At 71.7% G+C, this 10217-nt stretch carries 5 protein-coding genes; 3 read left to right on the top strand and 2 right to left on the bottom strand.

The window, feature by feature from the left end:
• The first annotated feature begins 149 nt into the window (after positions 1-149).
• The gene (locus AW273_RS14585) at positions 150-5315 is read left to right on the top strand and encodes a non-ribosomal peptide synthetase/MFS transporter (RefSeq protein WP_062348846.1); all 5166 of its coding nucleotides are present in this window, start codon (positions 150-152) and stop codon (positions 5313-5315) included.
• Here the strand turns inward: AW273_RS14585 and AW273_RS14580 are convergent.
• Entirely contained in the window at positions 5260-6621 is a 1362-nt protein-coding gene (locus AW273_RS14580) for a sensor histidine kinase (protein WP_062348845.1), read from the bottom strand. The two genes, AW273_RS14585 and AW273_RS14580, sit on opposite strands and share 56 nt — an antisense overlap.
• A gap of 170 nt (positions 6622-6791) precedes the next feature.
• Here AW273_RS14580 and AW273_RS14575 point away from each other — a divergent pair, with 170 nt between their 5' ends.
• Positions 6792-7406, top strand: a complete 615-nt coding sequence (locus AW273_RS14575; RefSeq protein ID WP_062348844.1) for an ACT domain-containing protein — start codon at positions 6792-6794, stop codon at positions 7404-7406.
• An 8-nt stretch (positions 7407-7414) separates the two neighbouring features.
• Here the strand turns inward: AW273_RS14575 and AW273_RS14570 are convergent, their stop codons facing one another.
• Positions 7415-8704: an ABC transporter ATP-binding protein gene (locus AW273_RS14570; protein ID WP_062348843.1), complete on the bottom strand. Its 1290-nt coding sequence runs from the start codon at positions 8702-8704 to the stop codon at positions 7415-7417.
• Positions 8705-9130: 426 nt separating this feature from the next.
• Here AW273_RS14570 and AW273_RS14565 point away from each other — a divergent pair, with 426 nt between their 5' ends.
• A complete protein-coding gene (locus tag AW273_RS14565; protein ID WP_062348842.1) occupies positions 9131-10153 on the top strand; it encodes a LacI family DNA-binding transcriptional regulator in 1023 nt (340 codons plus the stop codon).
• The last annotated feature ends 64 nt before the right edge of the window (positions 10154-10217 follow it).

Here is a 10217-nt window from a genome sequence, read left to right as displayed (position 1 = left end):
AGTGAACCATGCGGACGGAGGGGCCGACAAGCCCTCCTCCCGGTCATTGTGTGCACGTGGCGGCCGTGCGAGACTGGCGATCTCCGCTTAACTGTAAAGACTATTTACAGTAAGGGAAATTGACAAACCGTCGTCGGAAGAGACGTTCCGTGAGCACACTGTCGGCCGACAAGAAGGCCCTCCTCGCCCAGCGGTTACGACGCCGGGAGGAGACCCGGGCGATACCCCCGCGCGACCCGGCCGCGCCCCTCGTGCTCTCCCCGGCCCAGGAGCGACTGTGGTTCCTGGAGCAGTACCGGCCGGGCACCACGACGTACACCGTCCCGCTGACCGTCCGCCTCCAGGGCGACCTCGACGACGCCGTGCTCGAAGCGGCCTTCCACCAGGTCGCGGCCCGGCACGAGGTGTTCCGCACCCGCTTCGCCGCCGACGACGAGGGCGTCCCGGTGGTCACCCTGCGGCCCGAGGCGGGGGCCGAGTTCCGGCTGGCCGAGGCGGCGACCGAGGAGCAGGCCAGGGAGATCGTCGAGACCGCGCTGCGGCGCCCGTTCGACCTGGAGCACGGCCCGCTGCTGCGCGCCCTGGTGGTCCGGCTCGCGCCGGACGACCGGGTCCTGCTGCTGTCGGCCCACCACCTGGTCACCGACGGCTGGTCACACGACATCGTGTTGTCGGAGCTGCTCGCGCTGGCCCGGGGCGAGACGCCCAAGCCGCCCCCGAAGGTGGCCTACGCCGACTACGCCGTCTGGCAGCGCGACCGCGACCACACCCGCGACATCGCCCACTGGCGCGAGCGGCTGAGCGGCGTCCCGGTGCTCGACCTGCCCACGGACCGGCCGCGCCCGCCCGAGATGGGCCACGCGGGGGCGGTGCACGAGATCCCGGTGGACGTCGCCATCGCCCGCGACGGCGCCGTGACGCCGTACATGGTCCTGCTGGCGACCTTCCAGGTGCTGCTGGGCCGCTACTCGGGCCAGGACGACTTCGCCGTCGCCTCCCCGAGCGCGGGCCGGAGCGTGCCCGAACTCGACGACGTCGCCGGGATGTTCGTCAACACCCTGGCCATGCGCGCCGACCTGACCGGCGACCCGACCTTCACCGAGCTCGTCGCCCGGGTCCGCGACCGCGCCCTCGACGCCTACGCCCACCAGGAGCTCCCGTTCGACCGGCTGGTCCAGGAGCTGGAGGTCGAGCGCGACGTCTCCCGCTCGCCGATCGCCCAGGTGACGATGGCGCTGCAGAACTGGCGCCAGGGCCTCGACGGCCACGGCCTGACCCTCACCCCGTTCCGGGCCGAGGCCGGGGTGAGCCGCTTCGACCTGTCGCTCTACCTCTACGAGCGCCCCGGCGGCTACTGGGCCCAGTTCGCGTACAACACCGACCTGTTCGACCGGGCGACGGTCGAGCGCTTCGCCGGGCAGTTCGCCGACCTGCTGGGCCAGGTCGTCGCCGACCCCGGCCGGCCGATCTCGTCCTACGTCCTCCCCGCCGGGGACGTGCTCGCCTTCTCCGGCGGCGGCCCGGCCGAGCCGGCCGGAACGCTCCTCCACGAGGTGGTGCGCGGCCCGGCCGGCCGCGTGGCCGTGCGCTGCGACGGCGTCGACCTGACCTACGGCGACCTGGCGGACCGTTCCGACGCGCTGGCCGCCCGATTACGCGACCTCGGCGCCGGGCGTGACTCCCGGATCGCCGTCTGCCTGGAGCAGTCGGCCGAGATCGCGGTCGCCATCCTCGGCGTGCTGAAGGCGGGCGCCGCCTATGTGCCGCTTGACCCGGCGCAACCCGACGACCGCCTGGCCTATCTCGTGGACGACGCGGGCATCGAGATCGCCGTCACCCGGCGCGGCCTGCCCGGCGTCACGCACACGGTGACCCCCGACGAGAGCGGCGTCTCTCCGCTGCCGGACATCTCCGACACCGACCTCGCCTACGTCATCTACACCTCCGGCACCACCGGCCGGCCCAAGGGCGTGGCCGTCCAGCACCGGCAGATCCTCACCTACCTGTCGGGCGTCCGCGAGCGCCTGAACCCCCGGCCCGAGGGCTCCTACGCCCTCCTCCAGTCGCTGAGCTTCGACTTCGGCATCACCGTCTTCTACCTGTCGCTGATGACGGGCGGCACGCTGACGCTGCTCAATCCGCGCCTCCCGGCCGAGGAGCTCGCGGTGACCCTCCGGGACACCGACCACCTGAAGATCACCCCGTCGCACCTGGCGTCGCTGCTGCCCGAGGCCGACGTCCTGCCGAAGGAACTGCTGCTTCTCGGCGGCGAGGCCTCTCCGGCGGAGTGGGCGGCCGGGCTGCGGCGGCCGGGCCTGCGGGTGGTCAACCACTACGGCCCCACCGAGGCCACCGTCGGCGTCACCACCCACGACGTCGAGGAGGGCGAGAAGGGCCTGCTGCCGATCGGCCGCCCGCTGCCCGGCGCCCGCGTCTACGTCCTCGACCCCGCGGGGAACCCCTGCCCGGTCGGCGTGCCGGGCGAGGTCCACCTCGGCGGCGACCGGCTGGCGCGCGGCTACCTCGGCCGGCCCGCGCTGACCGCCGAGAAGTTCGTGCCCGACCCGTTCGGCGAGCCGGGCGCCCGCATGTACCGCACCGGCGACCTCGGCCGCTGGCTGCCCTCCGGCGAACTCCAGTTCCTCGGCCGCCGCGACCTCCAGGTGAAGGTCCGCGGCTACCGGGTCGAGCTCGCCGAGATCGAGGTCGTCCTGGCCGACCGCGAGGGAGTAGGCCAGGCCGTGGTCGAGCTGCGCGACGACCGCCTCGTCGCCTACCTGGTCGGCGAGCCGCGCGACCTGCGCGCCGAACTGACCGACCTGCTGCCCGACTACATGATCCCGTCGCGGTACGTCTGGCTCGACGCCCTCCCGCTGAAGTCGCACGGCAAGGTCGACCGCGCCGCCCTGCCCGACCCCGGCACCGACCGCCAGGCCGAATCGGCCTACGTCCCCCCGGCGACCCCGCTCGAACAGGCCATCGCCGACGTCTGGGCCGCCGTCCTGAACGTCGACCAGATCGGCGCCGAAGACGACTTCTTCGCCCTCGGCGGCCATTCGCTGCTGGCCGCCCAGGTCGTGGCCAAGCTCCGCCGCGTCACCGAACGCCCGGTGACGATCATGGACATCTTCAAGCACCGCACCGTCCGCGCCCTCGCCTCCCGCGGGGACGAGGGCCCGCGCCGCCTCCTGCACCGCCTCACCCCGCCCCGGCGCACCACCACGAACCTCGTCTGCGTCCCCTACGGCGGCGGCAGCGCCGCGATCTACCAGCCCCTCGCCGACGCCCTGCCCGACCACGTCGCCCTCTACTCCGTGGCCGTGCCCGGCCAGGAGTGGGGCCTCGACGAGGAGGCGCGGCCGATCCCCGAGGTCGCCGACGAGTGCGCGCGGGAGATCCTCGACCGGATCCCCGGGCCGATCGCCCTCTACGGCCACTGCGGCCTCGGCGTCATGCTCGCGGTCGAGATCACCCGCCGCCTGGAGGCCGCCGGACGCGAGGTCGAGGTGCTGCACCTCGGCGGCGTCTTCCCCTTCTCCCGCCCGAGCTCCCTGGCCGGCAGGGTCCGCACCGCGGCCGAGAAGCTGCGGTCGGACCGGATGTGGGCCAACGGCCTCATCGCCGCCGGCCTCGACGTCGAGGAGCTCGACGACGACCAGCTCAAGGCCATCATCAAGAACCGCCGCGAGGGCACCCGCGAGGCCGAGGCCTACTTCACCCGGCTCTGGTCGGAGACCGGCGGACCGGTGATCAACGCGCCGATCACCGCCGTCGTCGGCGAACGCGACCCGGCCACGGAGTTCTACCAGGAACGTTTCCGCGAGTGGCTCCGGCTGGCCCCGGCCAGCTCGTGCGTCGTGCTCGACGAGGCGGGGCACTTCTTCCTCAAGCACCGCGCCGAGGAGCTCGCCGAGATCGTCACCACCCGCGAGAAGGTGCCCCGCACCCCCGAACGCACCTGGTGGACCCAGGCGACCTCCGACGAACCCGTCGTCGACGAGGGCCCGAAGCCGAGCATGAAACGGTTCGGCGCGGTCGCCGCCGGGCAGCTCGTCTCGATCATCGGCTCGGCCCTGACCGAGTTCGCCGTGCCGCTGTGGATCTACGTCACCACGGGCTCACTGGTCAGCTTCGCGTTGTTCTCCGTCATCGGGCTGCTGCCCGGCATGCTGGTCGCCCCGCTCGCGGGCGTGATCGTCGACCGGTACGACCGCCGCAAGGTCATGCTCGCCGGAGACGTCGGCGCCTGGTCGACCCAGCTCGCGCTCGGCCTGTTGTTGTGGACCGGGAACCTGCACATCTGGGCCGTCTACCCGCTGCTGGCCGTCCTGTCGGTCGCGCTGACCTTCCAGCGGCTCGCCTACGGCGCGTCGATCCCGCAGCTCGTGCCCAAACGGCTGCTCGGGCACGCCAACGGCGTCGTCCAGATGGTCACCGGCTCGGCCCAGCTCATCGTGCCGCTGATCGCCGCCGGCCTGATGGCCACCATCGGCCTCGAAGGCATCCTCGTCATCGACGTGGCCAGCTACACCTTCGCGATCGTCTCGGTGCTGCTGGTGAAGTTCCCCCGCACGATGGGGCTGCGCCGCCGCGAGACCATCTGGGCCGAGATGGTCGGCGGCTTCCGCTACACCTGGTTCAACCGGAGCTTCCGCGCCATGCTGCTGTTCTTCGCCGGCCTGAACGTCTTCCTGTCGCCGCTGTTCCTGCTGCTCAGCCCGCTCGTGCTGGCCTTCGGCGGCAACGACCTCGACGACGTCGCCCGGGTGTCGGTCGCCGGCGGCGTCGGCGTGCTGCTCGGCGGGCTCGCGGTGGCGTTGTGGGGCGGCCCGCGCCGCCGCCGCATGCGCGGCATGCTGCTGGCCACCCTCGGTCTCGCGGTCTTCTGCGCCGTCACCGGGCTCCAGCAGAACCTCGTCGTGATCGCGGCCGGCGCGTTCGGCATGTCGCTCGCGCTGACCGTCGTCAACGGCATCTACGCCACGATCGTCCAGGTCAAGGTGCCGCAGCGGTTCCACGGCCGGGTCATCGCGCTGAACACCCTGATCGCCTGGTCGACCCTGCCGCTGGCCTTCGGCGTGGTCGCGCCGTTCGGCTCGGAGCTCATGGAGAACCTCGTCGACGGCCCGAAGGGCGCCGGCATCGGGCTCCTGTACGTCGTCTTCGCCGCCGCCATCGCCCTGATCGCCCTCGTGGCGCTCCGGGTGCCGCGGCTGGCCCGGTTCGACGCCGACGTGCCCGACGCCCCGCCGGACGACCTCATCGGTCGTCAGGCGGTGGCGGACCGGCGAGAGGCAGCCGCATCACGAAGCTGACGCCGTTGGGCACCGGCTCCACCTTCACCGTGCCGTGGTGGGCCTCCACCACCTCGCGGGCGATGGCCAGGCCGAGGCCGGTGCCGCCGCGCATCCGGCTGCGGGCCGTGTCGAGCCGGGTGAACCGCTCGAAGATGCGCTCGCGGTCGGCCTCGGCGATGCCCTCGCCGTCGTTCTGCACCGTCAGCACGGCCTGGTCGCCGTCGGTGGACAGGCTGACGGTGACCTCGCTGGCGGCGTGCCGGTCGGCGTTGTCGAGCAGTTCGCCGAAGGCCCGCGCGAGCTGCGGCTCGATCGCCTCGACGACCACGCCGGGCTCCAGCCGCAGTTTGCGCGGCATTCGCTCGGAACTGGGCTTGATCCGGGCGCCGACCAGCCCGGCCAGGTCGACCCGCTCCTTGACGTTGGCCTCGGCCGAGCCCACCCGGGCCAGGAACAGCAGGTCGGTGCAGATCGCCTCCAGCCGGTCGGTGTCGCGCAGCGCCGCCTCGATCGCCTCCGGCATGTCCTCGGCGTGGAGCCGGCCGCTCTCCAGCTGGGCCCGGATGCCGGCGATGGGGGTGCGCAGCTCGTGGGAGGCGTCGGCGGCGAACTGGCGCTGCTGCTCCACCGCCCGCTGCATGCGGCCCAGGGTGGCGTTGGCGGTCCGCGCCAGCCGGGCGATCTCGTCGTCGCCGGGCGGGACCGGCACCCGCCGGGTCAGGTCGCGGACGGTGATCTCGGCCAGCTCGTTGGTGATGTCCTCGACCGGGTGGAGGGCGCGGCCGGTGATCCGCCAGGCCAGCCAGGCGATCAGCGCCGTCAGCAGCGCCACCTGCACCGCGATCGCCAGGGCCAGGCTGCGGGTGGTGAGGAAGCTGGGGGCCTCGCGGGCGGCGTACACGACCTCGCTGTTGGAGTCGGCGGTGGCTCTGATCCCGACACCGTAGACGCAGTTCTTGTCGGGCAGCACGCAGGAGGTGAAGCGGATGATCCGGTTGTCGGGGGCCGGCCAGACGGCCGTGACCGGGGGCAGGTCGCGGGCCGGGTTGCTCGACTCGATCACCCGGCCGCCGGGGGCGACGATCTGGACGTAGGTGATCCCGTCGCGGATCGGGATGGGGGAGGGCACGGTGCCCGTGCGGATCTCGGTCGCGAGTTGCGAGGCGACGTTCTGGCTCGTCTCGAAGATGTGGTCGATCACCAGCCTGCGGGTGATCAGGTTGCCGCCGACGCCGACCGGGATGAGGATCAGCAGCGCGATGGCCACCGCGAGGAGGGTGAGGCGCGCGCGTATCGAGCGGGTCCGCAGCCAGGGGAGGGACATCCCTTGAGGCTACTCACCGTGATCTCATCGCGCCGCCCCGACAACACCAAAGGTCGGCCAAGCCCCGGGCGGGAATCGGACGCCGCCTTATGCTGGACATCCTTCCGGAACATGACCGAAACGTGCGTAAGCCAGTGTGGTGGTCGGCGGGGGAAGAGAGGAGGCTGGTCATGCTGCTGCGTCTGCGGGTGTCGCTGCCCGATCGGCCGGGAGTGCTCGGCCAGGTGGCCAGGGCCTTCGGGGTGATGGGGGCCGACATCCTCCAGGTGACCGTGCTCGAACGCGAGGCGGGCCGGGCGATCGACGACTTCACGGTGTCGTGGTCGGCCGTCTTCAGCCCCGACGAGCTGCGCGACCGCATCGGCGTCGTGCCCGGGGTCAAGGTCGAGGCGGCCTGGCCCACGCGGGAGGCGCCGGGCGCCAATCCCGACTACGACCTGCTCGGCCACGTCGCCGCCGAACCGGCGCGGGCCGTGCTCACCCTGGTCGACGCGGTGTCCGACCTGGTCAGCGCCGAATGGGCGGTGGCCGTCGACGCCGGGTCGGGAGAGGTCGTGCACGGAAGCTGGCAGGCCCCGGAGAGCCTCCAGGCCGAGCGGTTCACCGCGCCCCGCGCGACGGCGTTCTCCGAGGGCGCGCTCAACCTCCTGAGCGTGCCGATCGGCGACCTGTGCCTGATCGTGGCCCGCCGCCAGGGCCCGGCCTTCCACCGGGCCGAACAGGACAAGGTGACCCGGCTCGTCGGCGTGGTCTCGGTGCTCGCCCACGCGGGCGCGAGCCGTTAGCGGGGGTCCTATCGGCGGGGCGGGTCGATGCGGGCGCCGGTGTGGGTGAACAACATCAGCCGCGACACGTCCACGGCCACCCGGGCGTGCTCGCCCGCGCGCCACGACGGCCGGGCGCCCAGCCGGACGATCAGGTCGGCCCGGCGGTGCGACCCGAGCCCGTTCGGCCCCGACTGCGGCCCCGACGGGGTGTCGTCGGCGTCGATGTCGGAGTTGAACAACCGCCGCATCATCGACCGCGTCTTCGAGCCGTTGGCGCCGCCGCCGTTCGCGGCGCGGAACCTCGGGTCGGGCGGCTCGGGCACGGCCACTGCCGGGATGCCGCACTCGACGTAGGCCAGCCACTCGTGGCCGTGATATTCGAGCGTGCGCACCCGGCCCATGAACACCGGGCCGTCCATGCCCTCGGGCATCGGCGCGAGCGCGTCGGGGCGGATGCCCACGATGATCTGGCTGCCGGTGTGTTGTGACACCGCGTAAGCACGTGGATCGGTCCACGGCATCGTGATCTGGTGTGTGCCGAAGTCCAGCATTATGAACTGGTTCTGCGGCGTACGCACCGTGGCCGCCAGCAGGTTGAGCTGCTGCGAGCTGAGGAACGCCGCGGTGAACGCGGTCGCCGGGTCGTTGTAGACCTGTGCCGGGGTGCCGATGTCCTGGAGCACGCCCCGGTTCATGATCGCGATCCGGTCGGCCAGCGTGAGGGCCTCGATCTGGTCGTGCGTCACATAGATGGTGGTGACGCCGAGGGCCCGTACGAGACTGGAGATCTCCATGCGGAGCTCGGTGCGCATGCCCGCGTCGAGGTTCGAGAGGGGCTCGTCCATCAGGAAGAGCGACGGCTGACGCACTATGGCACGGCCCATCGCCACCCGCTGGCGCTGGCCGCCGGAGAGCGTTCCAGGCCGGCGGTCGAGGGTCTCGTCGATGTGCAGCGCCTTCGACAACTCGACGACGCGGTCGCGCACCATCTGCGGATCGGCCTTGGCGATCTCCAGGGGGAAGGACAGGTTCCCCCGCACGGTCCGGTGCGGATAGAGGGCGCCGTTCTGGAACACCATCGCCACGTCACGGTCGCGGGGGGCCAGGTGGTTGGCTATCTTCCCGCCCAGCCAGAGGTCGCCGTCGGTGATGTCCTCAAGGCCGGCGATCATGCGGAGCAAGGTCGACTTCCCGCAACCCGACGGGCCGAGTAACACCAGCAGTTCGCCGTCCTCGGCGCGCAGGTTCATCCGGTCCACAGCCAGGAATCCGCCTGGGTAGACCTTGGTGACGTTGTCGAGGACGACCTGGCTCATAGGTTCTCGTTCCCTTCCGGGCGCGCAGTGCCCGGAGCCCGCCATCTGGGTGATTGATGAGGTAGTACATCGCGTGGGCACGGTCCATGTCCATACATGTCGTGAAAAACGGGAGGCCTTGGGGTTACGGGGGTGTTGCCGGGGCGAGAGGTGACCCAATCGAGCAGGGGTGCCTCCGGGTTCTGGGAGGCCCGAAACCCCCTGATCAGCGGTTGAGGCCTCGTCCGTCTTGCGGAACTTCCTGCTGGTTTTCGCGTCGTCTCCCGTCATCGGCTGACATTTGCTGAAACACCGACATGAAAGGTTCATTTGACTTCCGGCCCTGACAGGGGCGGATCAAAGGTGAGCGGCCTACTTTCCGCGATGCGACGACGAGGGGAAGTAGCGTTCCTGGCCCGAACGCCGCCCGGCGGTGAGGATACGCGCATGAACAACGCCCGGCTCGCCGACATCGCGGTGCAGGCGGGGGTCAGTGAGGCGACCGTGAGCCGTGTGCTCAACGGGAAGGCGGGGGTCTCCCCGTCGACCCGGCAGGCCGTCCTCACCGCCCTCGACTTCATGGGGTACGAACGCCCGCTCCGATTACGCCAGCGCAGCAACGGCCTCATCGGACTCGTCACCCCCGAGCTGGACAACCCCGTCTTCCCGGCCTTCGCCCAGGCCGTCGAGAAGGCCCTGGGCCAGCACGGATACACCCCGGTCCTGTGCACGCAACTGTCCGGCGGCGCCCCCGAGGACGAGTTCACCGAGATGCTCATCGACCGGGGCGTCAGCGGCATCGTCTTCATCTCCGGCCTGCACGCCGACGCCACCGCCCGCATGGACCGCTACACGCGGATGACCGACCGGGGACTGCCGATCGTCCTCGTCGACGGCTACAACGAGGCGATCCAGGCGCCCTTCATCTCCCCGGACGACCGCCTCGCCACCCGGCTGGCCGTCCGCCACCTGGTCGACCTCGGCCACGAGCGCATCGGCCTCGCGCTCGGCCAGCGCCGGTTCGTCCCGGCGCTGCGCAAGATCGAGGGCTTCCGGCAGGCCATGACCCACCTGCCCCGGGCCGCCGACGCCGACGACCTGATCGAGCACAGCCTGGCCACCGTCGAGGGGGGCCAGGCGGCGGCCGGCGCCCTGTTCGACCGGGGCTGCACCGCCGTCTTCTGCGCCAGCGACCTGATGGCCCTCGGCGCGATCAGGGCCGCCCGCCAGCGGGGGCTGAACGTGCCGGGCCACGTGTCGGTGGTCGGCTTCGACGACTCCCCGCTGATCCCGTTCACCGACCCGCCGCTGACGACCGTGCGCAAGCCCATCGGCGCGATGGCCTCGGCGGCCGTGGAGACCCTGCTGGAGATCGTCGACGGCGCCCCGTCGAAGAACCTGGAGCTGATGTTCCAGCCCGAGCTGGTGGTCCGCCGCTCGACCGGCAGCAGACATGGAAAGGGCCCGTGACGTCCTGGTTGGGTGTCACGGGCCCCGGTACCCATGGCCGTGTTTCCGGGTCGCGGACGCGGGC

Origin of the sequence: Herbidospora yilanensis (assembly GCF_001570565.1) — a bacterium.
Classification (GTDB): domain Bacteria; phylum Actinomycetota; class Actinomycetes; order Streptosporangiales; family Streptosporangiaceae; genus Herbidospora; species Herbidospora yilanensis.
The sequence above is the reverse complement of the archived record's forward strand: the minus strand, read 5'-3'. Positions and strand labels throughout refer to the sequence as shown.